Source organism: Vulcanisaeta sp. EB80 (assembly GCF_002078205.2).
This window is the reverse complement of sequence record NZ_LCWN02000007.1, coordinates 29076-52716: the sequence shown is the minus strand read 5'-3', so window position 1 is coordinate 52716 and position 23641 is coordinate 29076. Positions and strand designations below refer to the sequence as shown.

General features: G+C 45.3%; 26 protein-coding genes, 1 tRNA gene and 1 pseudogene. 12 read left to right on the top strand and 16 right to left on the bottom strand.

Going from position 1 to position 23641, the window contains the following annotated elements:
• Positions 1-490 (bottom strand): annotated as a pseudogene (locus tag B7L70_RS02595) (phosphoglucomutase/phosphomannomutase family protein); the annotation flags it as partial.
• Positions 491-556: 66 nt separating this feature from the next.
• Between B7L70_RS02595 and udp the strand changes: the two are divergent.
• Positions 557-1390, top strand: a complete 834-nt coding sequence (udp, locus tag B7L70_RS02590; protein ID WP_081226337.1) for a uridine phosphorylase — start codon at positions 557-559, stop codon at positions 1388-1390.
• 48 nt (positions 1391-1438) lie between these two features.
• Positions 1439-2878, top strand: coding sequence for a cytosine permease (locus tag B7L70_RS02585; RefSeq protein ID WP_081226336.1), 1440 nt, complete (start codon positions 1439-1441; stop codon positions 2876-2878).
• 51 nt (positions 2879-2929) lie between these two features.
• Here the strand turns inward: B7L70_RS02585 and B7L70_RS02580 are convergent, their stop codons facing one another.
• Positions 2930-3169 (bottom strand): hypothetical protein, encoded by a 240-nt coding sequence (locus tag B7L70_RS02580; RefSeq protein ID WP_238376053.1) that lies wholly within the window; start codon positions 3167-3169, stop codon positions 2930-2932.
• Between the two features lie 604 nt (positions 3170-3773).
• On the opposite strand from B7L70_RS02580, the gene B7L70_RS13190 reads away from it, so the two are divergent.
• From B7L70_RS13190 to B7L70_RS02570, 3 genes are read left to right on the top strand one after another with little or no spacing between them, the layout of a single operon-like run.
• Positions 3774-3929, top strand: a complete 156-nt coding sequence (locus tag B7L70_RS13190) for a hypothetical protein (RefSeq protein ID WP_162009076.1) — start codon at positions 3774-3776, stop codon at positions 3927-3929.
• Positions 3916-4383: a hypothetical protein gene (locus tag B7L70_RS02575; RefSeq protein ID WP_143701506.1), complete on the top strand. Its 468-nt coding sequence runs from the start codon at positions 3916-3918 to the stop codon at positions 4381-4383. Before B7L70_RS13190 ends, B7L70_RS02575 begins: the two co-directional genes overlap by 14 nt.
• 16 nt (positions 4384-4399) lie before the next feature.
• Positions 4400-5347, top strand: a complete 948-nt coding sequence (locus B7L70_RS02570) for a hypothetical protein (RefSeq protein WP_081226333.1) — start codon at positions 4400-4402, stop codon at positions 5345-5347.
• Between the two features lie 63 nt (positions 5348-5410).
• Here the strand turns inward: B7L70_RS02570 and B7L70_RS02560 are convergent, their stop codons facing one another.
• The 6 genes from B7L70_RS02560 to B7L70_RS02535 form a co-directional block, all read right to left on the bottom strand.
• On the bottom strand, positions 5411-6574 hold the full coding sequence (locus B7L70_RS02560) for an MFS transporter (RefSeq protein ID WP_081226343.1): 1164 nt from the start codon (positions 6572-6574) through the stop codon (positions 5411-5413).
• A gap of 35 nt (positions 6575-6609) precedes the next feature.
• A complete protein-coding gene (locus tag B7L70_RS02555; RefSeq protein WP_081226332.1) occupies positions 6610-7257 on the bottom strand; it encodes a protein-L-isoaspartate(D-aspartate) O-methyltransferase in 648 nt (215 codons plus the stop codon).
• Between the two features lie 40 nt (positions 7258-7297).
• On the bottom strand, positions 7298-7681 hold the full coding sequence (locus B7L70_RS02550; protein ID WP_081226331.1) for a DUF779 domain-containing protein: 384 nt from the start codon (positions 7679-7681) through the stop codon (positions 7298-7300).
• A 132-nt stretch (positions 7682-7813) separates the two neighbouring features.
• Entirely contained in the window at positions 7814-9355 is a 1542-nt protein-coding gene (locus B7L70_RS02545; RefSeq protein WP_081226330.1) for an aldehyde dehydrogenase, read from the bottom strand.
• A gap of 126 nt (positions 9356-9481) precedes the next feature.
• Positions 9482-9820, bottom strand: coding sequence for a hypothetical protein (locus tag B7L70_RS02540; protein ID WP_081226329.1), 339 nt, complete (start codon positions 9818-9820; stop codon positions 9482-9484).
• Positions 9821-9860: 40 nt separating this feature from the next.
• Positions 9861-10787 (bottom strand): hypothetical protein, encoded by a 927-nt coding sequence (locus B7L70_RS02535; RefSeq protein ID WP_081226328.1) that lies wholly within the window; start codon positions 10785-10787, stop codon positions 9861-9863.
• 225 nt (positions 10788-11012) lie between these two features.
• On the opposite strand from B7L70_RS02535, the gene B7L70_RS02530 reads away from it, so the two are divergent.
• Entirely contained in the window at positions 11013-11834 is an 822-nt protein-coding gene (locus tag B7L70_RS02530) for an ABC transporter substrate-binding protein (RefSeq protein WP_081226327.1), read from the top strand.
• Here the strand turns inward: B7L70_RS02530 and B7L70_RS02525 are convergent.
• The 5 genes from B7L70_RS02525 to B7L70_RS02505 all read right to left on the bottom strand — a co-directional run bounded on the left by B7L70_RS02525 (position 11791) and on the right by B7L70_RS02505 (position 15944).
• Positions 11791-12219 (bottom strand): hypothetical protein, encoded by a 429-nt coding sequence (locus B7L70_RS02525; RefSeq protein ID WP_081226342.1) that lies wholly within the window; start codon positions 12217-12219, stop codon positions 11791-11793. The genes B7L70_RS02530 and B7L70_RS02525 overlap by 44 nt on opposite strands.
• 61 nt (positions 12220-12280) lie before the next feature.
• Entirely contained in the window at positions 12281-13249 is a 969-nt protein-coding gene (locus tag B7L70_RS02520; RefSeq protein WP_081226326.1) for a hypothetical protein, read from the bottom strand.
• Positions 13240-13812, bottom strand: coding sequence for a hypothetical protein (locus tag B7L70_RS02515; RefSeq protein WP_081226325.1), 573 nt, complete (start codon positions 13810-13812; stop codon positions 13240-13242). Before B7L70_RS02515 ends, B7L70_RS02520 begins: the two co-directional genes overlap by 10 nt.
• A gap of 65 nt (positions 13813-13877) precedes the next feature.
• Complete coding sequence (locus B7L70_RS02510) at positions 13878-14699, bottom strand: hypothetical protein (protein ID WP_081226324.1); 822 nt, start codon at positions 14697-14699, stop codon at positions 13878-13880.
• Between the two features lie 42 nt (positions 14700-14741).
• Positions 14742-15944, bottom strand: a complete 1203-nt coding sequence (locus B7L70_RS02505) for a mandelate racemase/muconate lactonizing enzyme family protein (protein WP_081226323.1) — start codon at positions 15942-15944, stop codon at positions 14742-14744.
• 87 nt (positions 15945-16031) lie between these two features.
• On the opposite strand from B7L70_RS02505, the gene B7L70_RS02500 reads away from it, so the two are divergent.
• The 3 genes from B7L70_RS02500 to B7L70_RS02490 all read left to right on the top strand — a co-directional run bounded on the left by B7L70_RS02500 (position 16032) and on the right by B7L70_RS02490 (position 18709).
• Positions 16032-17462: an MFS transporter gene (locus B7L70_RS02500; RefSeq protein ID WP_081226322.1), complete on the top strand. Its 1431-nt coding sequence runs from the start codon at positions 16032-16034 to the stop codon at positions 17460-17462.
• 238 nt (positions 17463-17700) lie between these two features.
• Positions 17701-18225: a hypothetical protein gene (locus tag B7L70_RS02495; protein WP_081226321.1), complete on the top strand. Its 525-nt coding sequence runs from the start codon at positions 17701-17703 to the stop codon at positions 18223-18225.
• Between the two features lie 385 nt (positions 18226-18610).
• A tRNA-Thr gene (locus tag B7L70_RS02490) sits at positions 18611-18709 on the top strand.
• A gap of 279 nt (positions 18710-18988) precedes the next feature.
• Here the strand turns inward: B7L70_RS02490 and B7L70_RS02485 are convergent.
• The 3 genes from B7L70_RS02485 to B7L70_RS02475 all read right to left on the bottom strand — a co-directional run bounded on the left by B7L70_RS02485 (position 18989) and on the right by B7L70_RS02475 (position 20976).
• On the bottom strand, positions 18989-19813 hold the full coding sequence (locus tag B7L70_RS02485; RefSeq protein WP_081226320.1) for an AAA family ATPase: 825 nt from the start codon (positions 19811-19813) through the stop codon (positions 18989-18991).
• Positions 19791-20309, bottom strand: a complete 519-nt coding sequence (locus B7L70_RS02480; RefSeq protein ID WP_081226319.1) for a hypothetical protein — start codon at positions 20307-20309, stop codon at positions 19791-19793. Before B7L70_RS02480 ends, B7L70_RS02485 begins: the two co-directional genes overlap by 23 nt.
• An 82-nt stretch (positions 20310-20391) precedes the next feature.
• A complete protein-coding gene (locus B7L70_RS02475; RefSeq protein ID WP_238376052.1) occupies positions 20392-20976 on the bottom strand; it encodes an alpha/beta fold hydrolase in 585 nt (194 codons plus the stop codon).
• Positions 20977-21097: 121 nt separating this feature from the next.
• Here B7L70_RS02475 and B7L70_RS02470 point away from each other — a divergent pair, with 121 nt between their 5' ends.
• From B7L70_RS02470 to fbp, 3 genes are read left to right on the top strand one after another with little or no spacing between them, the layout of a single operon-like run.
• Positions 21098-21376: a DNA-directed RNA polymerase subunit M gene (locus B7L70_RS02470; RefSeq protein ID WP_081226318.1), complete on the top strand. Its 279-nt coding sequence runs from the start codon at positions 21098-21100 to the stop codon at positions 21374-21376.
• 26 nt (positions 21377-21402) lie between these two features.
• Positions 21403-22365 carry a DNA cytosine methyltransferase gene (locus B7L70_RS02465; RefSeq protein ID WP_081226317.1) on the top strand — a complete coding sequence of 321 codons (963 nt, stop codon included), beginning with the start codon at positions 21403-21405 and terminating at the stop codon, positions 22363-22365.
• Between the two features lie 53 nt (positions 22366-22418).
• Positions 22419-23630: a fructose-1,6-bisphosphate aldolase/phosphatase gene (gene fbp, locus B7L70_RS02460; RefSeq protein ID WP_081226316.1), complete on the top strand. Its 1212-nt coding sequence runs from the start codon at positions 22419-22421 to the stop codon at positions 23628-23630.
• Positions 23631-23641 lie beyond the last annotated feature (11 nt).

Below are 23641 nucleotides of genomic sequence, written 5' to 3'. Positions count from 1 at the left end.
AATCACCGCTTGGATCTATTGTTGGCACGTCCTTAATTTCAATCTTGCTCACTGATTTATTGATGTCCTCCGCCTCTTCTTGGTATGTTTTTTCTATTTGGTTTGTGTCTTCTTCCTGGGCTGGTGCCCCTATTCGGCTTATTACCTTGAAGCCATTGTAAATGGGCGGATTATGACTAGCCGTGATCTGAATAATCAAATCAAAACCAAAACGAAAACCAAACCAAGCAACAACAGGAGTCGGGGTTGGCTTTCCCGTTATCACTGTATCAATACCGTGGTTTAATGCTACGTTTGCGACTATTGTTGCATAAGTCCTTGATCTAGTCCTGACATCATAACCAACCAATAGGTGCTTCAATCCGTACCTACGTGACCAGTACCTGATCGTTGATTCGGCAAGTACGGCGACGAGCCTTTCATTAAAATCTTTATCTATGATACCGCGAACACCATCGGTGCCGAAACGAAACTTTAATTTCTCGCCCACGAAGTATTTTTTAAGAGAGATTATGTTTAAAATTTACCTAATAATCTATGGTGTTCGTGATCGCAAATGTCCGCGTCCAAGCCCATGGTTGGTGCTAAGGTGTACCACCTAATGGCTGGCTCTGGTGATATAGCGCCATACGTACTAACCCCAGGCGACCCAGACAGGGTACCAAGGATAGCCAAGTACTGGGACAACGCTAGGCAGGTTGCCGTTCATAGGGAGTACGTGACATACACGGGCACTTACAAGGGTGCGCCAATATCGGCAGTATCCACAGGGATTGGAGGACCAGCTGCGGCAATAGCAATCGAGGAATTACTAACACTGGGCGCAAACACGTTCATCAGAGTTGGCACAACAGGCGCACTCCAGGAATGGATAAAGGTCGGTGACGTGATAATAAACACAGGCGCAGTCAGGCTAGACGGGGCAAGCAACGCCTACGCAATGCCTGAGTACCCAGCCGTGGCTAGCTACGACGTAGTCCTGGCTTTAATAACCGCAGCTGAGCAATTGGGTGTTAGGTACCACGTGGGTTTAACGGCATCAACCGCCGACTTCTACGTTGGGCAAGGAAGACCAAGCTTCAACGATTATTTACCTCCATGGTCAAGGGATCTTGTTAATACGTTATCCTCAATGAACGTGCTGAACTTCGAGATGGAGGCGGCAACCATATACACAATAGCCAATGTACACGGTGCAAGGGCTGGCGGTATAATGGCGGCCATAGCCAATAGGAAAACCAACGAATTCATACCAGATGCGGGAGTTGAGGATGCCATTAGGGTTGCAAATGAGGCTGTGAGGATACTCCACGAATGGGATACGATAAAGAGCGAACTTAAGCTCAGGTACCTGACAATGGATGTAATAAAACGCTGGATTAAACAGTGACTTAGCTACAGTAATGCTTTAAACTATAAGCATATTCCCCTTTTAAATATGGTTCTCGAAGAGTTTGATGAGGAGAAACTTGAAGAGCTAGCAAGGGGGTTACCTGAATTTGGACGTTTTGGCAAGGAGCTCGAAACAATAGGCGTATTGCCAATACCAAATAGATTGAGGAGGTATCACTGGTATAACCTATTCATATTCTGGGCAATGGCTTCGGCATCAGCAGCAACCCCACTGGCCGGTTACCTACTCTTTGGTTTAGGTTTGAGGGGGATGTTAATAGCCATTACAATAGCCTTTATACTAGGCGTAATTCCCACGGCATTATTCTCCGAGATGGGCCGCCAAATACCACTAACAGCACTTGTAATCGCCAGGAAAACCTTTGGTTATGGAACAGCCCAGGCACTGTCGTTGCTGTATACCGTGATCAACATAGGGTGGTTCGCACTAAACAATGCGGTTGGGTCGGAGATTCTTTCGGCAGTAACTCATACACCGATAATGTACTGGTACGTTATAATGGGTGCCATACAAATATTCCTAGTAATACTTGGCTTCAAATGGCTCGAGTACTTCTACAGGTATACATCAATAATACTCCTAATAAGCTACGCGGTGCTTACGTACTACCTAATAACGGCATACCACGTCAACTGGGCAGTGCTTTGGGCAACAAAGCCAAGTGGTAATGAGTCATGGGGCGCAGCAATAGACCTAATGCTCGCATTTGGTGCATTATCCTGGGCTTATAAGACATCAACAACATCACGTTTTGCTAAACCATACAGCGGAATTAATGTTCTATATGCATTGGCAACTCCTGTTGGCATTATAATACCAATATATTTGATGGGGATTCTCGGCTTTGCCGGTCAATACTATGCGAATAATTGGAATGTGGCCGCATTACAGTTCCCACCTGGAACACCATGGTGGGTGTTGGTGGCTGCGTTGGGGGCTTCCTTGGCTATAATACATACGAATGCAATGAACCTATATCCATCAGCTATAGACTTATTAGTTGCCATAGACCCTGCCATTAGGAAATTCAAGAGTGAGTTCAGGGCTAGACTTACGCAACCTATTGCCATATTGATACTTGGCATTGCATCAATAATAGTCTCAATATGGATATTAACATATATAGTTAATTTCCTGAATCTGGTGGGTTTAACAATATTTCCATTAACCTTCATACTAATCTTCGATTGGTATCTAAGGCTTAGGAGTAGAGTTAGGACTCTTGCTGATGTGCGTGATTACTTCTACTCAATACCAAAAGAGCCCTTGAAGCATATTGGTATAGCCGCAATCCTGAGTTTCGTAATTGGAAGCCTACTCATGAATTACCTACCAACACTATTACCATCAACATTTAAGTACGCACCGCCTGGGTTCACGGGCGCACTAATCGGTGGTTTGGTGTACTTGGTACTACTAATGCTTGGACTTAAGGTGAAGAAATTATCGTGGCTCTTACCATGATGCAGCATCATGACTCTCATGGATTGGTTTCCATATAAAAATGATAATTAATTATTTCTCACGTAACAATGATGTATAAACGCCAATAAAACTAAGTACAGCCGAGATAATGAGCATAACCCTTAGTCCAAGTAGGAATGATTGGTAGATCACCGTGTTAATAAGTGCTATGCCAGTGAATAGGTACAACGCGGCATACCTACCTAAGTAATTAATTAATATTGCACTAGCCACAGTAATGCTCAGCAACTGCCCCGTAAACCTCATGGTACCCAAAACACCAGATGCCACACCAGGAGTACCTATCATAACCAATCAAGTTATAATATTCCCCTCTGGCGGGCGGCTCAAGGGGTTGTTAGCGGCAGACCTACCCATTCACGGTAATAGCAAGCTCATGAGCCCCTTTAGCAAACCCCTCGTTAAAAATCAAAACCGTTTTGTTCAATAACCCTATAACAGCCCTTATTCATGTAATCAATGCCCAACAGTGGGGCTGATTACGCGGAGAGGGTTTTTCGGAGGCCATGGCCCAATGCCTGAAGCCGTGGTACACGGACGATTGCCGCAGGTGTAGGTCAAAATTCATTAAATGCCTAGTAAATTACCTATCTCACTGAACTAAGGCATGCACGGGCCTAGTTAGTTTAAAAACAATGGTTTTTACAACTACGTCAGTACAACCCTCGGCAGTTTCTCCATTATTTCCGTCCTTACGTGCCCCCTTATTAGCGCCGCATCCGCGCTGTAGTTGCTTCTAGCCAACACAGCGTGAGCCATCGGCGCCTTCTCGTTCCTGTGAAGTCTCGTTTACGGTTCAACTTGTCATTAACCACGTTCGTGGTACCTTATAAACCTAGTTGATAAAATAAGTATTGGGTGTGGGGTGGTTTGGTTGCTTGGGTGGTTGTTGACATATCAAGGAGTTGATTGCCAACTGTGGAATTACGTCCATAATAAGTGCGTGGAATCAAAGCTATGCAGCGAGGCGGCTAAGATGCTCATGAGTAAGTTGAGTAAGCACAGGTGTTTCAATGATGCACCTAAGTAAGCGTTTTGCCGCCTCGGCTATGGGTGGGTTTAAAATCAACGGGCCGCCGAGGATCGGCAAAGGCCCGATGGAGAGCGAGGAGGACAAAAAGTCAAGCAACGAAGCCTCCCTGCCCCAACCCACCCAGGCGGGGAGGATAGAAACATGCATGGAGTTAATAAGACAAGCAATGAGGTGCCTAGAAAACAACGACGAGGATTGCGTCATGAAGCTCATAGAAGAGTTGGTAAGGGCGAACTGCCACAACGGCAACGCAGTTGGCAAGGAGGTTGCTGATGGCACTAGAGGTATTGTTCATAAGCTATGGTTAAGCTACAGTGGCGATGATGAGCATAGGTGTAGGTTATTGATGCTGCTTAGGAGTCTTGGTGCGTCAAAAGGTTGGGTTAGGAGCGCGACCCGTATATCAGACTTGCGGGGATCTAAACAGATGGTTAAGGAGGTGTGGGATTAGCTGGAAAAGTAGGGCAATGAGGAACGATGTTGTTAAGGAAATCGAGGATTTGCTGAGGGAGAGGCTTGGTTGGAGCGAGGTTGGGATGTGTGAGGAGTTGTGGCGATTCGTCGGCGTCGACGTAAATGAGTTCAGGAGACACGGAATAGAGCCGTGCATTTGGCTTGAGGGCATTAATGAGTTGAGCAACCTAAGGAACCCATACTGGCTCGGGCTAAGGGCCAGCGACTTATCAGTTAAGAAATACAATAAGAAAGTTAGGTTGATATTAAATACTACGAATGCTATTGATGCCGTATTTTTCCTAAAGATACTAGGCACGATCAGAACGCCGAGCCTGGTCGTTGAGTGGAAAAATAAGGCACCGACCGCGAAATACGTATCTAGATCAATTGCTTTATCATTCTATGTGGACCTAGACATTGGCAACCGGCCTTGGCCAATCAAGTTAAACGCTGACGAGCTCGAGAAGATGATTAAGAACTTTAATGATAAGGAATTAGCCATGTTCATAGCTGGGGCGCTTGATGGTGATGGATCGATATGGTACAATGGATCCGTTAATGTAATGATTTCAGTCTGTAAGGACTGCCCGAAGAGTTTCATCCTCGATATGCTGAAGAGGGTAATTGCCGAGAGGTTCGGTATCGTTGGAAGCGATAGATCGCTTGAAACGGCCGATGTCTTAATGTTTTATGGCAGAAATGCCGTTAAGTTGCTTAGGCACATAGCAAAATATGTTCATCATCCACTCCGCCGATTAAGAATTGAGCTGATCTTAGCGCTTTATGACGGGAGGATAAGCCGTGAAGCATTCGAGAAACTTTACGAAATAACAGAATACGAGTACGGAGGACCGGACATCAAGCGTAACCATGCCTTAGAGATCCTCACCCGAGCGGCCCCACAAACCCACACCCACGGGGCAAAACAAAAAACGAAGAACATAAAACATAATCATTGATGGATCGGCCGGGATTTGAACCCAGGTCGCGGGCTCGACAGGCCCCATTAATGGCTAGCTCCATTAATGATCAGACGTTACAGAACCCATCACGGAGTTTGTGTTTGGTGCGGAGAAGAAGCCGAAGCCTATTCCGAGAACAGCCAGCGATATTGCTATGTTAATTAAATTGCGTATATTTAACACTAGCAACATTACGAATGCCACCCCAATAATGCCCATTCCAAGAGCCGCTATTTCCCTGGAACCATACCTATCAGACAACCTACCACTAATTGGCGACAATGCAGCCATGAATATCGGTTCAGAAGCAAGTATTAATCCTGCCATGAATGGATTATAGCCCAACACAGCCTGTAGATAAAGTGATAGTAAGAACGGTATCGAATACGTACTTATATAATTAAGTAACGCTGTTAAATTACCTGCCATGAAGGATATATTCCTAGTGAATAATGACAATTCAAGCATGGGATTTCTTATCTTATTTTCAATTAACACGAATAATATCAATAACGCAACACCAATAATTAGTAAATAAATATAGTTAAACCAATTGCTCATTGCAGATAAGAGCAGGTACATTACAATACTAAGTAATGCCAATGCGTAGGTGGTTGAACCGTAAACATCAATTGGTATACTGCGTCTTAGAATATCAATACCCCTCATGGATATGAACGAAATCACTAAACCAAGTATTGAAAAGATAGTCGTTATTAACAGTACAGATCGCCAACCAAGGAACTGCGTAATAATGCCTCCAAGGAACGGTGCAGACGTTAGTCCTAGATACACAGACATTGCGTTAATACCAAGTGCAAACCCCCTTTCACCCTCAGGAAAGACCTGGCTGACTATTGCCGCCGAACCCGGCGATAGTATTGATGAAGCAATACCCATGAGTAATGATGATAATATTAAAATGTAAACATTGGGCGCCAGTGCGCCAATGATGGAACCTATAACAAAGAGTGCGAACCCAACTTTGAAAACCCTGGCTCTACCGTATATATCAGATAACCTACCCAGCGCGATCATTAATGTTGGCAGTGGTATTAGGTAAACAATCGGTACATAAACAAGTATGTAAAGTGGTACATGAAAATACCTACCAAGTACTGGAGTTATGAAGGATAGAACAGTTGAATTATATGGAGTCTGAAACGCTGCCAAGGATGTTGTGAATAATATAAGTCTCCTCCTACCGCGATCTACAACACCCACCACAACTTCTGTATTCGATATCGCTCTTATAAATCCTATTTCTCACTATATTTCATCCTTACGAAGGACACGTAGGTAATAGATTTCATCCTAATGCCACCATCCTCCTTAATGACCACGTAGAGAATCTGTGTAAAGCCCTCATCAATCGGTATAACCATTATACCACCCTGTCCCAATTGCTCAATTAGTTTTGGCGGTACCTTGGGCGCAGCTGCGGTAACGAGTATCCTATCAAACGGTGCATACTTCGGTAAGCCTCGTGACCCGTCACCAATTATTACATGAATCACGTCCAAATAACCTAACCTAGCCAGGTTTTGCACCGCATATAGCGCAAGCCCTGGATAGTACTCCAACGTGTAAATTTCTCCCCTCCTCTCCATGGCCTCGGCGCAGACAGCAGCGTGGTAGCCTGTACCTGTTCCAACCTCAAGCAATCGGATGCCGGGCTTCAGGTCTAGAAGTTCGCACATCATAGCAACCATGTGGGGTGCGGATATTGTTTGGCCATACATTATTTCCAGCGGTGTATCCTCATACGCATATAACCTTAGGTAGTTGGGCAGGAACTCTTCGCGGGGAACCCTTAACATGGCCCGCTCAACTCTCTCGCTCTTTATTATACCCTCCTCCTTAAGCGATATTACTAACCTTCTCCTTGCTGATTCGAAATCTATCACACTATATCAATGGATGTAAAATATATAAGTTTACCTAAACCTACTGAGGGGGCTCACTTATTCTCAGCTCCTTCGGTATGGATATCTTAAACTTCTTAAAACCAAGCCTTAGCCTAACGCCCTCAAGCACGTCAAGCGAGAATGAGTCATCAACAGCCCCATTAAGCGGTTCAACCCTTAAAGTCAAGACCCAACCGTTATAGGACTCCGCGAGACTACGCTCTATGTAGAAGGGCACATCATCAACACGACCAACCTCGACATAATCGCTACCAACAATGAAGTCAGAAGCCCTATAGATCTGAGGTTCAGTTGGTGAGCAGCACCCATGACCAAGTATTATTATGATGTCGCCGTACTTCTCCTTCATACTTTTAATTAACTCCCTAACACCATCGTCATACTCAACACTTACATCTAACACACTCAAGTTGGTTTGCAATCATTTAAAAAGATTACTCATCAATTAGATGAGAATGCATACTATAATGTTTCATCATGAATTGTAATATTATTGAATAATTTTTATTTTAAGCTCAATCACGATTTATTAATGTCATAACTTATCTATCTTCATGACAGTTCTCCAGTGAGGTCTATCGAGACTACCCGTGGTGTCGACATATACCTGCTTAATCTCCAGGAACTCCTCAAGCCCATAAAGCCCAAGTTCACGCCCAATACCGCTCTGTTTATAGCCGCCCCAAATACCTTCGGTGGGTTGTGTATAGGCGTCGTTAATCCAAACGGTTCCAGCCTGTAGTTTTCTAGCTACCCTAAGGGCTTTGGCCGGATCCTTTGTGAATATTGAGGCTGTTAATCCGTAGATCACGTTGTTTGCAATCTCAATTGCCTCCTGTTCCGTCTTAAACGGTATCACTGCAATGACGGGCCCAAATATCTCCTCCTGTGCCAACCTACTCTTTGGATCCACATCGTCGAATATTACGGGGCTCACGAAATACCCACTATCATAAATACCGCCAGATAGTTTACCTCCATCTAGGGCAACCTTGAAGCCCGCCTTCTTACCAAAATCTATGTATCCAAGCACCTTCTCCTCCTGGGCCTTAGACACCAGTGGACCCATGTCCGTGTTATCGTTGAGCGGCTCACCGATCACCAAAGACTTTGAAACCTCGGCTAACCTATTAACAAGTTTCTCATGGACGCTCTCATGAACTAGGACACGGCTAATAGCACCACAGGCCTGCCCAGTATTCCTAAGTCCACCAAACACTATCGCCCTAACAGCCTCCTCAATATTGGCATCGTCAAAGACGATACCTGGGTTCTTACCACCAAGCTCAAGCCCAACCCTCTTAATGCCAGCGGCTGCCTGCTGCATGATTAGCTTACCCGTTGTTGTCTCTCCTGTGAAGCTTACGTAATCAATCCTTGGATGCCTAACGAGTTCATTACCCACGGTAGCTCCAGGTCCATAAATAACATTGACAACACCCTTCGGCAACCCAGCCCTCGCCAAAGCCCTGTAAATCTCCATGGCACTCATCGGTGTGTAACTAGCGGGCTTCCAAACCACCGTACATCCAGCGGCCAATGCCGGGGCTATTTTCCTCGCGGCTTGGGTCATTGGGAAGTTCCAGGGAGATACCGCAGCAACGACACCGACAGGCTCCTTGAATATTAACGATACATTACCATTACTAAGCACTATCGAGTCTCCATAAACCTTATCAGCAAGACCAGCATAAAACTCGAAGATCTCTGCGGCGGCAAGCACATGAGCCTTGGCCTGCCTAATGGGCATGCCATTCTCGAGGGCCACTGTGACCGCAATCCTTTCAGCCTCCTCCCTGAGTATCTCAGCCGTCTTATATATGATCCTGAGCCTCTGCCTGTAGTTCGTAACCCAACCGTACTTATCCTTATCAAAAACCTCCCTTGCCAGGTCCACGGCTTTATTGAGATCGTCAGTCGAAGCCTCCTCAATAACGGCTATGGTTTGATCAAAATGAGCCGGGTTCTCCCTTGTGAATGTCTTGCCCTTGCTTGAGGAGACCTCCTCACCGTCTATGAACAACTTAACCCTAACGGGGATTTCCAGGGTGTACTTGCCATAGGATACACTTGGCATCGCTCATGTATTAATACTCTTCCCTTAATTAAATTTACCCTATCAATTTTAATATTCTAGTGACTGCGTAAAGTATATATAATGTTTTTCTTTAAAATACCGAAATAACTAATTATATTTTCTAAACTATCCAAAATCACATTCAATGATATTCTCCGTTGAAGAACTCGTGTAATAATTGAATAAGGTATCCGCCGGATTCCTTGAAACAATAACCATAACCTCCCTATTACCACCATCAACATTTATTACAAAATGTACTAAGGCATCGTCACCACCCTTATAAGCCCGTGCACTAGCCCTCACATACCGTGTTTGATGCAGAACATTATTAACTATGTAATCCAAAAGGGACTTGATACTTTCACAACCGTTGTTAATTATCATTAGTACCTGGTTAGGATCTAGCTCCTGCTCTCTCTTGTATTCAGTACCTGGTGGAACATAGATCCAAACCAATGACATCCGAACACCGCAAAACCTCAATTGAGCCTAAATTTAATACTTAACGGGCATTAAGCATAAAACTAATTGCACCGCCAATTAACGCCCGCTTACTCGCAGCACTCTGGGACTTGGTTACTATGGAATTATAACGGGGCCACTTGAGGAAGATCATGTAATCCAACTCGTATGGAACAATCACAAACCCAGAATCCCTAATGTACTGCCTACTAATGATCTTATTGAAGGTTTCCACATGATCCTCATAATAAGTGTACTTATGAACCAACACTGCGTAATCTACGCCATCCAACAGGTAATGCCCCATGGATGACAAACCCCTATGGACTGTACGACTTGGGTCAATCACCTTATGGGCTATGATTGACCTATTATCCGTGACCACCAAAACATCAATCGGGCTCCTAAACAGTACTGGGTTTACAAAACCTATTGATCTCACATTAAGCCCCACATGAACAACCTCACCATCTATGTAGAAGTCAAAGCCCTTAATCGTATTTGCTAGAGATCTCGATAAGTCATCATAGGAGTCCTCAATCAACTCCTTTGAGGGTGGTACTTTCATTATCATCGGGCTTGGGTATATGGTCTCACTGGGATCAATACCTAGTGGATCATCGACACACACGGGGCTTAAATCTATGATCTCGCTCCACCGCATCATGTACGGTATCTCCACATAACCCCTATCATTCAAGGTGGCTATACCATTGTTTATTAGATCGTGGATTAATGGATCAACATCAGAGGACCAATCGGTCAATGTGATGGTACCCACAGGGGAAACAAAGGCCTTGGAACCCTCAATAAAGCCATACTTAACCCACCGGCAAAACACAGCCTTATTGGCCTCGTTAAGCTTGGATATTCCTCCAATGACCTTTAGTAAATCGTTGTTTTCATGATAATGGCTACTTAACTCATAATCCTCCTTTATCAATTTACCTACTTTGTCAAACGACATAATCAAGCCATGGAAACCCAAATGGCTAATAAACCTTTCCCTTAAGTATCCCCTGGTGATGAGGGCTAAGTTTATGATCTATGGATGATTAATTATGAGCCAACTGATGATCATCTCTACCTAAAGTCAGGGGCGAGAAGATTCGCTCATCGCTCGCTAAAGTCCTGGCTCATCATTATGCTATGGTTAGGTAACAGAAATTAATTGGTTTCTCCAGGTTAAAGCGTGCTGCTAACCAAAGCCCTGGATGGCGTTCCAAGGAAAATTGTTAGTCTTAACCCATCAATAACGGAGTACCTATTCGTGCTGGGTGCCGGTGACAGGGTTGTGGCCAGTGATGTGTGGAGTTATAGGCCGAGGGAGGCTATGAAGACTATGAAGATAGGCTCGTTCACAGCGGCTGATATTGAATCGATAAGGAGGTTAGGACCTGACCTGATAATATTGGCGTATCCCGTACAGAAGCATTTGGTTGATTCGCTATCAATGATAGCGCCTGTTTTGGCAATCCCAATGCCCACAAACCTAAACGCCATAGCAAGTGCCTTCGAGATGGTGGGTAACCTGCTTGATATGGATAATGAGGCGGCACGGGTCATTAACACCTACATGGATGCCCTGAAGGAATCCGCTGTAAGCGTTGATAATGTGCTTGTTGTTTTGTCGCTTGGCGATTTTGTCATACCGTGCGAATCATCGTATATAGCCTCAGCACTTAACAGGGTTGGTCTTAGGTATGCTAGGGGTCTTAAATGCGTTGAGTTAATAACCAATAGGGATGGCATGTTGGGTGTTGTTGATAGGGTAAATCCAGGTCTTATTATTTATGAGGGCAAGACAAAGGAATATAGACCACAGGAGTTCAACTGGGTTAACAAACCCGTACTATACACACCAAATGACACACTAGCCCACTACGGACCAAGCCTACCACTGGATATTCAATTATTAACCAACGCATTAATGAGGAAGGAATCCTTCGTCAAGAATACATCGAGCATACTTAGGCCAAGCCTCTCTGACCCTTGGTATAGGGTTTACCTTTAGGGTTCACTCCATTCCTTAGGTTAGGTCTTACGTAATTCTTCCAAACCTCGCTAGCCACCTTTCTGCCGATCTTCGTTAAATCGTAGTAAATACCCCTACCCCTCCTCTCCGGATTTCTCTGCTTAACCTTAAGCCAGGGCTTCACGGAACTGGTGACCCGACCCTTGAGTGATCCCCTGAACTCCTGGAGCAAACCCAACTGAACCAGATGTTGCACGGCTTGCTCAACCTCATCCTCAGGAACAATGGGTCTCCAACCAGCAGCACCAAGGAGTCTCCTAGCCAGTAGCCAAGGTGTGTCTGGACCATAGTGGTAAATGTGGGCTAGGATCTTCATTTCAAGTTCGTTCAATTGCTTAATAATTGAAGACTCATCACTACTCATCATCTCCTAACAAACCTAAGCCACTTTTAAATTAATTATGATCGTCCAAACAAATAATAAATCAGGGTGGTACGATTGGCTCACACACCACACCCTCTGCTGCTGGCGTCCATAATTCATAACTCTGATCATTAAAACTTAAAGATGTTGGTGAGGTGCCGTAAATAATGTACCAGTTGAGTTCAATGGCGTAGTAATAATAACTCATACAGCCAGTAGGCCCTATTTGGGACTCGATCGTGAAATTGCCATGAATGGGCAAGTAACCAGCGTAGCTAGGCTGGGTTTGCGACTGCGGAAGGTCCATAAAGCCCATATCGCCAGCACCCATCTGTACTTTATCACCAAAGGCTGGGTTGGAAAGGGTGAGCGACCAGGTATCATTAGCATAAACACCTGCAATTGGCTGACCATTGACTATGTTGGCTGGGTCAGAAACATTATCAATAATTATTTGCAAAAGATTGGTCAATCCCAGGTTAAAATATATTTGCAACTCATATTGTGTTACCGATGATTGAGTTGTCGGTGATTCGTAAGCCTCAGGTCCAGGTATTGGTGCCAATCCATTACTAAAACCTCCGCCCTCCTTATAGTAATTCCACGATGAGGCGTAATCATTAGCAAGGCCAATGCCGTACGTCGTTACTGTTGTGAAGGATGGTGTCCACTCGGTATATGAAATACTGTAACTCGACTGCGGCGTTATGGCCATGAAGTCGTATGGGAGTAGGCCTATATAATCGGGTACTGTGGCTGTGTATTCCCAACCATTTGAGTAATATATACAGAAGTCCCAAATCCATCGCGATACATAATTATCGGAGTATGGTGAGACATAATCATTAAACAAGGGGCTTACATAATAATAACCACCCGGTAAAATAAGCCGAGACCCCGACGTTACGGCACATGGGTCATAGGATTGATAATGACTTTGCTCATAAAGCACGAATAATAAGCCCCTAATGCTTAGGCTATAGCCAATTGATACGTCGAATTTACCGTGGTAATCCGTGACTACTTCCACGGTGAATGGCGGTCCCCCTGATAGGTACGGTAAAAAGCCAAGTAATGACCGCCGGCTTTATTGCCCATTATTTCGGCGTAGTATAGGGCATTTAACGCATACTCCTGTAATTCCTGCTCTGTGGAGTTATAAAAGGCTATGATGCCGTACTTCAGATATGGTGCCAATAATGGACCTAGGGTGTTTGGTTTAATTTTTACGTACGGTATGTCTAGTATGAGGATTGAACCTGGATGACTACTCACTAGGTTTAGGGCTAGGGTTAGGTTAGGGCCTGCATAAACTATCCTCTGGACCCCTATGCCTAGCTCCTCAGCCCTCATTAGGACATTGCTATAGAGCTTGTTGGGTCCTAGGACTATTATTAGACCATTGGTTCCCTCGAAGTATGTCAGCGCGACGCCGTAGTTAATGTCTATGTCCCCGTTCACTAAGTAACTAGGTTTATAGTTTTGACCGTGGATTGCCTGCACTATTAACATAATAATTAATATTGTTATTACTGCAATTAGCGCCGCGATGATGTATTGCATCTTTAACTTACTATAACCTGGGTTACGCATCGAAATGCTGTTACCGAACCACCTTTTATTGGTAAAGCATTACCACACGTTCGTGCATTTCAATACTATTGTGACCTGGATACTGGTAATTTCCCTAACCCATGTACTATGATGCCCTCTCCAATGAATTGTATTGGCGCACCAATCAACACAATACCGGGCACCAAGTCGAGTGCATAACCTATCATGGCTATGATAATCCCCACATTTGTTGATTTTACATTGAATGCGTTGGATAGCCTATATATTGGCGTGAATATGAGGGCCCACGCAATCACAATTACGGCACCAATCACGTCCTTAATCACATAGCCAGTAATAGCTGGTACGTTGATTGCTAGGACGATACTGTCAAAAACTATGAGGGATAGTAAGGCGATCAACCTAATCAGGGAACCGCCAAAGCCCAATCCATAGGTTTTATCGATTTTACTTAGTTCAAGGAATCCATTGTATATGTACATGTAGGTTATGACCAAACTGATGGCGTTATTGATTAGATCGAGAATCCTACCCGTTAGTAAGAGTAATGGTTTGTCTTGGGACATCACTATTAATGCCATGAGCAATAGTATATAGAAGGTAATACCAAGGATCAATAAATACATTATCCCCATGCGAATCACCCCAACCCGACTAAACACGCTGGTCACCGATTCATTCAAGCCCAACCTAACCCTGCCAACGAACCCATCGAACTCCTCTACGTAGTTCGGGTCAAGACTCTTCCTAACCTCGTCGTATACCTTGTTAAGGGGTCCTAGGTAACACCATGATCTACCGTGTCGATAATAGGCATAGTAACCACCACTCAAGGTCTTAATAACCAACGTACCTCGCCTACCGCATTTTGGGCATGTACCTTGGCCAATGCTACGGCTTGACATTTTACGGCATATTATTCATTTATAAATTATTTTAAGTCTTCCTTACATTGACTTATAGCTTCTCCAGGTACCCTTTATGACCCACACAGGCTCTTCCTCGTGGAATGGTTCCATACCCTCAAACCTCATTTCATTGAGTAACTTCTCATTAACATCAACACCAAGGCCGGGTCTGTTGGGCACCTTGTAGTACCCATCCTCTATCCTGAATGCATTATTGACTATGTCCTTCTTCCACTGGGGCCAGAAGTCGTAGAAGCTCTCCTGAATCAATAAATTGTATGTGCTGGCATCGAACTGTATCGTTGCCGCATGTTGAACAGGTCCAAAGGCATTGTGCGGCGCCAACTCAACACCGAAGGCCTCCGTGAGAGCCCTTATCCTAACCATACCAGTGAACCCGAGGGCATTCGTGATATCTGGCTGTAGCACATCGACTAAGCCCCTCTCGAGCAGTTGGAGCGGCTCCTCAACGCTGATTATCCTCTCGCCAACCGCAATCCTAACACTGGGTGCGGCTGCCTTAATCTTCGCCAAACCCTCAAAGTTGAGGTCCGGGTGTACCGGCTCCTCAATGAATAATGGGTTGAACTCCTCCATGGCCTTAACCATCCTAACCGCCGTGTTTACATCAAACCTACCGTGCGTCTCTATGAGTATGTCCACGTACTTACCCACAGCCTCCCTAACAGCCCTAACCCTCTCCACAGCCTCCTCAAGACCCTCCTCACCCATTTGATCAAAGTATGGTCCAAAGGGGTCGAACTTAAGTGCCTTGAAACCCATGGAGACAACATCCTTAGCCCTCCTTGCGAAGTCATCAGGCGTCACGCAATCACTATACCAACCATTTGCGTAAGCCTTAATCTTATCATTAACGAGACCACCAATAAGCTGGTACACGGGCACGCCCAGGTACTTACCCAACAAGTCATGCAATGCAATATCCACCGCACTGTATGCCGTGGCCGACTCGAAGGACCTACTAATGTAAAACTCATGCTTATACCACTCCCTGAATAGATACGTTATCCTGAATGGGTCCTTACCAACCATAAACCTCCTAACCTCCTCAATAGCCTTAACCACAGGGTTAACCCTCAATGTAGGCACAGCCTCCCCATAACCAACCTGCCCGTCACTCGTAACAACCCTAACAATTATTGACACGGAAGCCCATGGTGAGGCTTTAGCCGTTGCCAAATCGCTTACTGGGTAGATTTCTATGTCCTTTATTGTAACCATTGACAGTTAAGTAATGTAACCTGCTTATAAGTTTAGATTTTGAAATGTGAAATTAGCTTTAAAAGGTGGGGCGTTGATATCGTGTTAATGGAGAGGTTGCAGGTAATCGTGCTGACTCTATTAACCCTATCCTCATTCATGGTCGCTCTGGACAGCACAATAGTCGTATTAGCACTACCCGTAATGCTCACAGCACTTCGCACAGACCTATCAACACTAATCTGGATCATCTTAATATACATACTAGCTGTCACAATATTCTCAACACAGCTGGGCAAGTTAGGCGATATTAGGGGCAGGGCTAAAATGTTCAACCTAGGTATGATACTTTTTGGAATAGGTAGCGCATTATGTGGTCTCTCAAGCAATGCCCTCGAGCTAATCGGGTTTAGGGCTGTGCAGGCCTTCGGCGGCTCATTGATGACTAGCAATACCATGGCAATAGCCAGTGATTATTTTCAACCTCACGAGAGGGGTTTCGTATTTGGAACAACATCGATGGGTTGGAACCTGGGCGCCGTGGCTGGAATACTGGCTGGTGGTGTAATAACCACATTCATTGGTTGGAGGTGGATATTCTACATAAACGTGCCCATAGCCATACTCAGCTTCGTAATCGGACTAATATACCTAAGGGATAGGGGCGTTAGGGTTGGGCAGGGTTTTGATATACCCGGCGCAGTAACACTAGGGCTAGCCCTGGGCCTATACTCAATGGCTGGCATAACCTACGCAGGTGTTGGTTACAACACGGTAATTGGACTAATGCTAATACTGGGCACAATATTACTCGCCGCCTTCATATACATAGAGTCCAGGGCTAAGTACCCACTCATTGGGCTCAGCCTATTTAGGATTAGGATGTTCACCCTATCGAGCTTCTCCTACTTCTTTCAATATATGGCGAACTACGCAATACTATTCCTAATAATCATGTACCTACAGGGAGTCAGGGGATTAAATCCATTTGATGCATCACTATGGCTAGTGCCCGGTTACCTACTCGGTTCATTATCAGCAACACTCGGTGGGAGGTTGGCGGATAGGTTCGATGCCAGGGTCATAGCCTCAGTAGGGCTCATGCTCCAGGCCATTGCCTACGTACTCTATGACACGTTATTATCGCTGACAACACCACTTTACCTAGTAACCATAATAGCAACAATAAGCGGTGTTGGGGCGGCTATGTTCTTTGCGGCCAATGGTAAGATGGTGATGTTTGAAGTACCAGGCAACATGTATGGCATAGCCTCAGGCACGAACAGGACCATAGGCAATATAGGCATGCTACTAAGCTTCATAATAGCCATTGTGGTCTCCTCAGCAGCAATACCAAGGAGTATCGCCTTTCAGATATTTGTGGGAACGTCAACACTAACGCCAAGCCTAATGGCACCATTTATAAACAGCCTACACATGGCATTTAGAGTCTCACTAATCCTGATAGTAATTGCGGTAGCAACATCATGGAGCAGAACAAGAGTACCAATGACACAAAAAGTCACAAAGGCACAGTAAACACACCCATGAAGAAAAACTTGAAGAACCAAACGCCACGGAAGGCACGCTCCGGTAGCTCGTTGGTTATTTATAATTTCATATTCGGTATTTATTGAGGAGCCACTACCAAAGCTAACAAACGAAGCTTAATTGTATGAAGGTGCTAGATATTGTGCAGTTTTGCATTTGATTATGTGGTCTTGTGTTTATGAGGCTGGCCTAAAGCCTTATTAATGCTCAAGCGGGTTTTGTTTTGATGGTTGAGTCAATCGCCGCGTCCGTCATTGATAAAGCTCTAGAAGCTGTCTTGAGGAAGGTTGGTGAGGGCAAGAAGTTATCTACTGAGGATTTGGTCGTGTTGATGCTTGGTTTGTTTCGGGAGATTAGGAAGGATGTGACCGAGACGAATAAGAGGATTGACGCACTCTATGATTTAATGGGCAGGATCTATGATTTAATGGGTAAGAATTACGAGGCATTAAATAAGAGAATTGAGGAGACTAATAAGAGGATTGATGCGATAAACGACTCATTAAGCAAGAGGATCGATGCCCTCTATGATCTAATGGGCAAGAATTATGAGACATTAACCAACAGAATTAATGCAATAAACGACACACTAAGCAGGAGAATAGAGGAAACAAACAAGAGGATTGATGAGCTGAGCGGGGGCATGAACGAGATGAGGGAGAGCATAAACAAGAGGATCGACACACTATACGACCTACTAGGAAAAATATACCAAGCACTAATCAAACAAGAAACAACACAAAGACAATAGGGCATTCAGCGGTGGTTTTAATTGGCCTTACCAGCTCATTTTATGCCTGACGATGAGTTTCGGTAAGCTACCATTAAACCTAGCGTGGCGCATTAACTATTTGCCCCGTTCCTCGCATCCCAACGACCCCAATCACCCTTCATCTCTATCAGGAAATCCCCATCCTTGAAGTGTCGCTGTTCAACGTGCTCGGTGCTACTCAACTAGGACTGACTATTCTTATTTTATCCGAGTTCTAAGCCCTTCCCTATAGCGCTGGAGGAGGTGTTAAGTAAACCTTGAACGATCTAGAGAGAAGCCACGTCATTGAAGCCCTTACTCAAGCACCCCACAAACCAATGCCCACGGACAAAAAACTAAAAAACCACAAACATCATAGAACCACGCCCCGGTAGCTCAGCCCGGTCGGAGCGCCCTGGGGCGAAAGCCCCGTGCAAGCCTTGTAAGCGGGAGGTCCCGGGTTCGAATCCCGGCCGGGGCTCCAGGGTTTTGTATTGGGTTGATTGTTGGGTGGTTGTTTTGTTTGTTGTGGGTGGGGTGTTTTGGATGGGTTGGTTGTGAATCAATGTTTAGGGTGCTTTATGGTTTTTAGACATCATGCAGTAGTATTCTTAATAAGACGGTTCTACTCATTCCCCGCACCCTATCATAATCGCGAGTTATGACTATACCCACTCTAATTGGACCTACGTCTTTATTGGTTGGTGTACTTGCTACGTGTTATGGTGCGAGGGTTAATAAGGTGTAGGTGGGTTTGTTTGTCTTATTCGATTGTTATTTCCCCTGCTGTGTCTATTCCGCATTTTATGGCGTCCATCTTCGTGTTCATTAGACATATGAGTTGTCTCATGGTTAGTGGTCCCAGCGCCTCTATTTTGCCTGCCTCGCTTGGTCTTAGTCCGTATTCCTGTACCACTTCCTTTAGGTCTTCCTTGGTTACGTAGTCTGGTAGTGTTAGTGCTCCGAGTTTTAGTACGTCAAATAGTGGTGTGTCTATTTTGGATATTAGGTTCACCACGTCCGGTAGTAGTGTGATTATTATTTTCGTGGGGCTCAGGACCTGCATATTGTTCCTGAATGCGTGGATTGCGTTTATGAAGTCCACGGCCCTCGGATCATCCTGGCTCAGTAAGCCTTCATCAATGCCTATTATTAACGGTCCAATGCCTAGGTACTCCACTGCATTGTTTAGTAGTGCTAGGGTCTCCATGGGCTTTAGCCTGGCGCTCTCAACAACCTCATCAAGCCCTGCCTTCGCGAATGCCTTTAGTAATCCCTTTATGACGCTCTTCTTCAGTTTCTCCTGTATGTCCTTAATTACATCTATGTTGTCTGCGAATGCTGTTGATACTATGGCAGATAGGTCCCTATCCCTAACCTCCGTCATGTCGGCATACATGAATAAACCATTGACTGCTCCCTCAAGGCTTAGTAGGAGTGTTGTTTTTCCCGTGCCTGCCCTACCTATTATCGTTATTAATTGGTAGTCTTCCCTAACCATGTCGAGCAACTTATCCCTAGCGGCTCTCCACGAAGGACCAAGTAACCTAATCCCAACACCCCTCTTAGGAACCAGTGCCCTCTGCATCGCCCACCACCTTTATCAACCCGTAGTACGTAGAACCAATCTTTAACCTACGCGAACCACCGTGTGCGAAGACAAACCTGGCCCTGTGGAACTTTATCACCTTTATGAGGAATTCCTCGGCTTCCTTTGTTGGTATTTCGAGTCTATCCTCTATGTATTTAATGACTTCACCAACATCGGCATAACCGGATAGTGGGTTTGCGAGCTTTCTAATCCCATCAAGGACTATGGTTAATGGGTCAGCATCCTCCTTAGGTGTTAATAACCTACTCACCCTATTTATTAACTCCTTATCCGTAAGCAAGACACTCCTGCCGGAACCACTCTTCAATATCTCAGCCTTGCCAATACTCACGAGGTACTGAACAACACTATCCGGATCCCTAACCCATTTGCCCAATGTGGTCGTGTACGTGCTGTAAGCCACCCTAACCCCACCAACATCCTCCTTCCCAAGCACTGCACCAATTATGTAAGCCACATCCACCCTATCCACGCAGTTAATGGGTTGCTTGGTTTAAATTATGGTATACCTTATAATAAGAGGTAATTATGCATGTAATATGTAGATGGATATCTCAATTTATAATACCAATTGAACGTAGAAAGTCGAGAACCAACCTAACGAAGACATCAGGCCTATCTAGGTAAGCTGGGTGGCCAGCACCATCAATAATCTCAACCCTAAAACCACTCCTCCTCATGGCATCCATATTCTCCCTACCGGAAACCCTATCATTACTGCCCCAAATACCCAACACGGGAACCCTAATCCTGCTTAAATCGATGCTATCCACCCCGACTGGGCCAACAACAACAACCGCCTTAGCCGGGTAACCCAGCGCCAAGTACCTTAGCACGGTTTCGCCCCCCAAGCTTGCACCAACGACTATGGGCTCAGTCACATTTAACGCCTTTATTATGCCATAGAGGTGGTTGGCGTAATCATCGGGCTCCCTTGGCCTGAAATGTTCGCTCCTTGATTTTAGTCCGTAGGGCATATCCACAGCGTATATCCTGAAACCCCGCAACCCATCACCACAGCAGTTGATCCAGTCGTCCGCACTGAAGTTATACCCATGTACCATGACCATGGGCTTTCCATCACCCTTAACAACATACCTCACAGCCCTATTATTGACCTTAACCCAATTCTCGCTCACGCAAACCATCTCCACAACCAACTTATATACCTAATCCACCGCGCCCATTTTGCCAGTGCAATATTTTGGGTTACATAAACCATAGGGTTTATAAGTAAGTCCATTGTCTCCAGTGATTTGCATGAAGTTCTGTCCAAGATGTGGAGGATTGATGGTACCGGTTAAGAAGGAGGGGAAGGTTTACCTTAGATGCCAGAGGTGCGGTTATGAGGAGGAGCTAAAAAGTAGTGATACTAAGTCATACGTTGATAAGAAGAGTGTTGAGAAGAAGAGTGCGGTCATCGTTGAGAGCTACAAGGAGGAGGAACCAAGCGAGGAGGAGAAGGAGCTTAAGGAGGACTACGTGAAACAACTCCTCGATAACCTATACGAGACCGAGAGTGAGCAGGAGGAGGATTAATAAAGACGCAGTCCCCATACCTCGTGATGAATTACGTAGTTGTTGATCTATTCGCAGGTGCAGGTGGATTCAGTAGGGGTTTCCTTGATGCCGGTTTCGACGTAGCCCTTGGCGTCGAGATTGACAGTAATGCGGCTAGGACATATAGCTACAACTTCCCCAACGCCGTAATGCTCCTAGACGATATTAGGGATATTAACGGTACTGATATTATCAAGTACATAGGCGGTAAGCCAGACGTAGTCATTGGTGGTAGTCCCTGTGAGGCTTTCACGGAGACAAACCCAAGGAGGGCTAGGGATCCGCTGGATAGGCTTTATGTCGATGAGCTTGGTAGGTTAACGTTGGAGTTCATTAGGTTAGTTGGTGAGTTGAGACCGAGGGTTTTTGTTCTCGAGAACGTGATCCACATAATTGATGGTCCATTGAAGGAAGCATTGGTTACGGAGTTCGCCAGGACGGGCTATGAAAAAATATTCTTTAATGTTCTTCATGCAGAGGACTATGGAACACCAAGTATTAGGCGTAGGGTGTTCATCAGTAACATACCGATAAAGCCCGAGAAGGTTAATAGGGTATTTACCGTGTGGGATGCCATTGGTGACTTGCCGAGCCCTGGTGACCCATCAATACCTAATCACGAGTATGTAACAATTAGCGAGAGGAAGGTTAGGGGTATTTCGAGGCTTGGTTGGGACGAGGCTCTGTACAGGTTTAGGGGTGCAACCGGTTCGTTTAGGAATTTCGTGAGGCTCAATCCGTGGAAGCCGGCGCCGACGGTTATGGGTAGTGTTCGTTTTGTTCATCCATTTGAGGATAGGATCTTGACGGTTAGGGAACAAGCTAGGTTGATGGGGTTTCCTGATAACCATGTTTTCTTTGGTCCAAAGGATTCGCAGTTTAATCAAATTGGTGAGGCTGTTCCGCCACCCTTGGCCCGCGCAATTGCCGAGGTCGTTGTTAGGTATTTGGATAGTGGTGTTGTTTAATTAAGTGTTGGTGGAGATAAAGTATTAATAATGCGATTTAGTATTGATTATTAATGAAGGTAACGGTATCAATAATAAAGGCAGACATCGGAGGCTTACCAGGCCATGCTTGGGTTCACCCAAAGATTCTGGAGTTCGCAAGTGATAGACTCAGGGAGGAGCAGAAGAGGGGTTCGATAATCGATTACTTCGTGTACAACGTTGGTGACGACATGTCACTACTCATGACCCACACAAAGGGTGAGAATAATCCCGACATACACGGTTTGGCGTGGTCAATATTTAAGGAGGCTACGGACAACATAGCAAAGAAGGTGAAGCTTTACGGGGCTGGTCAGGACCTGCTTAAGGACACGTTTAGTGGGAACATTAGGGGTATGGGTCCTCAGGTTGCGGAGATGGAGTTTGAGGAGAGACCGAGCGAGCCTCTCGTGGTCTTTGCCGCAGATAAGACGGAACCTGGCGCCTTTAACCTGCCCTTCTATAGGATATTTGCTGACCCATTCAATACGGCGGGGCTTGTGATAGACCCAGCAATGCACCAGGGATTTAGGTTTGAGATACTGGATGTGTATGAGGGTAAGGTCTACCTACTCGACGCGCCCGAGAATAGTTACGACATACTAGGGCTAATAGGTACTCCGGGTAGGTACATAATAAGGAGGATATACAGGAAATCCGACCTAATACAAGCATCGGTAACGAGTGTCGAGAGACTAAACCTAATCGCTGGTCGCTATGTTGGTAAGGATGACCCAGTAGCCATGGTTAGGGCGCAGCATGGTTTACCAGCGGTTGGCGAGATCCTAGAGGCCTTCGCCTATCCGCACCTTGTTGAGGGTTGGATGAGGGGTAGTCACGTGGGTCCATTAATGCCTGCGAGGATGGTTAGCATAGATGCCGATAAGAAAATAGCCTTTGGACCTAAGATGACGAGGTTTGACGGGCCTCCCAAGGTGATAGCTATAGGTTTCCAGGTGCATGATGGTTACCTGGAGGGTCCTGTTGACCTATTTGACGATCCAGCCTTTGATTATAGTAGGCAGTTGGCTGCTCAGATAACTGATTATATCAGGAGGATGGGCCCTGTCATGCCTCATAGATTACCGCCTGAGGAGATGGAGTATACCACATTACCACAGATACTTTCTAAGTTAAAGCCCGTTCCCGTTGATGAGTATGAGAAGAATAGGTTACAATACGTTCAGTTTCTAACATCAGGGACACAGACAGGGCAGGCAAGTGGTGGTTCTGGCCAAGACTAGGTCTTAACCCA

What these genes read in the sequence shown, in the direction of transcription:
- B7L70_RS02515 (WP_081226325.1), bottom strand. Translation starts at nt 13,812, where the DNA reads ATGCGTAACCCAGGTTATAGTAAGTTAAAGATGCAATACATCATCGCG.
- fbp (WP_081226316.1), top strand. Translation starts at nt 22,419, where the DNA reads ATGAAGGTAACGGTATCAATAATAAAGGCAGACATCGGAGGCTTACCA.
- B7L70_RS02505 (WP_081226323.1), bottom strand. Translation starts at nt 15,944, where the DNA reads ATGGTTACAATAAAGGACATAGAAATCTACCCAGTAAGCGATTTGGCA.
- B7L70_RS02540 (WP_081226329.1), bottom strand. Translation starts at nt 9,820, where the DNA reads ATGTCATTGGTTTGGATCTATGTTCCACCAGGTACTGAATACAAGAGA.
- udp (WP_081226337.1), top strand. Translation starts at nt 557, where the DNA reads ATGTCCGCGTCCAAGCCCATGGTTGGTGCTAAGGTGTACCACCTAATG.
- B7L70_RS02470 (WP_081226318.1), top strand. Translation starts at nt 21,098, where the DNA reads ATGAAGTTCTGTCCAAGATGTGGAGGATTGATGGTACCGGTTAAGAAG.
- B7L70_RS02570 (WP_081226333.1), top strand. Translation starts at nt 4,400, where the DNA reads ATGAGGAACGATGTTGTTAAGGAAATCGAGGATTTGCTGAGGGAGAGG.
- B7L70_RS02510 (WP_081226324.1), bottom strand. Translation starts at nt 14,699, where the DNA reads ATGTCAAGCCGTAGCATTGGCCAAGGTACATGCCCAAAATGCGGTAGG.
- B7L70_RS02495 (WP_081226321.1), top strand. Translation starts at nt 17,701, where the DNA reads ATGGTTGAGTCAATCGCCGCGTCCGTCATTGATAAAGCTCTAGAAGCT.
- B7L70_RS02535 (WP_081226328.1), bottom strand. Translation starts at nt 10,787, where the DNA reads ATGTCGTTTGACAAAGTAGGTAAATTGATAAAGGAGGATTATGAGTTA.
- B7L70_RS02485 (WP_081226320.1), bottom strand. Translation starts at nt 19,813, where the DNA reads ATGCAGAGGGCACTGGTTCCTAAGAGGGGTGTTGGGATTAGGTTACTT.
- B7L70_RS02525 (WP_081226342.1), bottom strand. Translation starts at nt 12,219, where the DNA reads ATGAGTAGTGATGAGTCTTCAATTATTAAGCAATTGAACGAACTTGAA.
- B7L70_RS02465 (WP_081226317.1), top strand. Translation starts at nt 21,403, where the DNA reads ATGAATTACGTAGTTGTTGATCTATTCGCAGGTGCAGGTGGATTCAGT.
- B7L70_RS02500 (WP_081226322.1), top strand. Translation starts at nt 16,032, where the DNA reads ATGGAGAGGTTGCAGGTAATCGTGCTGACTCTATTAACCCTATCCTCA.
- B7L70_RS02575 (WP_143701506.1), top strand. Translation starts at nt 3,916, where the DNA reads ATGCACCTAAGTAAGCGTTTTGCCGCCTCGGCTATGGGTGGGTTTAAA.
- B7L70_RS02545 (WP_081226330.1), bottom strand. Translation starts at nt 9,355, where the DNA reads ATGCCAAGTGTATCCTATGGCAAGTACACCCTGGAAATCCCCGTTAGG.
- B7L70_RS02585 (WP_081226336.1), top strand. Translation starts at nt 1,439, where the DNA reads ATGGTTCTCGAAGAGTTTGATGAGGAGAAACTTGAAGAGCTAGCAAGG.